At 68.0% G+C, this 959-nt stretch carries 2 protein-coding genes; both read right to left on the reverse strand.

Annotated features, from left to right (window positions below; all coding sequences use genetic code 11):
• Positions 1 to 183, reverse strand: a 183-nt coding sequence (locus tag ABD810_RS40855) for a hypothetical protein (RefSeq protein WP_344953978.1), incomplete at its 3' end; no start/stop codon positions are given.
• A gap of 323 nt (positions 184 to 506) precedes the next feature.
• The gene (locus tag ABD810_RS40860) at positions 507 to 830 is read right to left on the reverse strand and encodes a helix-turn-helix domain-containing protein (RefSeq protein ID WP_344953981.1); all 324 of its coding nucleotides are present in this window, start codon (positions 828 to 830) and stop codon (positions 507 to 509) included.
• Positions 831 to 959 lie beyond the last annotated feature (129 nt).

Below are 959 nucleotides of genomic sequence, written 5' to 3' on the forward strand. Positions count from 1 at the left end.
GGACCGGGGCCGTGACCTGGTGTCGCCGTTGAGGAGGACCAGCAGCCACTGCCGGACGGGATTGATGAAGCCGGGTGCAAGATGGCTGGTGACGCGGTCGATCCAGGATCTGATCGCGGGAGCGGAGTCGTCGTGGAGCAGGTCCAGATCGGTGAGTACTTCGATGAGGCGAGGCCGCGACACCCAGCGCTGCGGCCGGGCTCGGACCTCGCTAAGCGGGACGCGCTCACCTGCCGGGAGGCTAGTCAGCACCGTGACGAGCCCATCCAGCACGCATCTGGTGGTCGAGGGGTTCCAGCCACCGACTTGGCCGAGTTCCTGAGCGTGACGTGCCGCTGCCCGCAGCACCGGATCGTCTGCCGTCAGCGCCGGGTGCCGCCAGCGAGGCGGGACCGGCTGGCCATCCTTGCGCCGACGCTCTGATGCTCGCGCCGAGCACGCGTTGCTGCAGTAGACCTGATCGCGGCGCCGCTTCTCGGGCAATGAGGTGCCGCAGTGTGCGCAGTTCATCGAGGCGGTAGCGACCGCCCGCCCCCGGCGCGCGGGGCGACCGGCCGATCTTGGCCGACCGCCATGCTCTGGTCATTGTCGTGGTGGCAGGGCTGGGCGACATTCTCGGGTTCGGGGATCAGTAGTTCGTCGACGCCGCAGCCCAGCACGGTGCAGATGACGTCGAGCTCGTCGAGCTTGACCACGTTGGGGCTTCCCGACCACAGTCCCGACATCTTGCCGGCACTGATGACCAGGCCACGTTCGGCGAGCATCCGCTGGAACTCGCTGGCCTTCCAGATGCCGCGGTTCGCGGCCGCCAGGCGCAGGTTCCATTTCATCGGGTCAGTCCTTTCCATCGGTCGGCGACGCGGCGCTGTCCGGTGACCCAAGCGTCTTCGACATGGGTGGCATGAACGTGGATGTATCTGGCCGTGGTGCCGGTCCAGGCGTGGCCGAGCAGCTCCTGG

The organism is Sphaerisporangium flaviroseum (genome assembly GCF_039537005.1).
GTDB lineage: Bacteria > Actinomycetota > Actinomycetes > Streptosporangiales > Streptosporangiaceae > Sphaerisporangium > Sphaerisporangium flaviroseum.

Excerpts from the sequence above, each read along its gene's own strand:
- ABD810_RS40860 (WP_344953981.1), bottom strand. The coding sequence starts at position 830 with ATGAAATGGAACCTGCGCCTGGCGGCCGCGAACCGCGGCATCTGGAAG.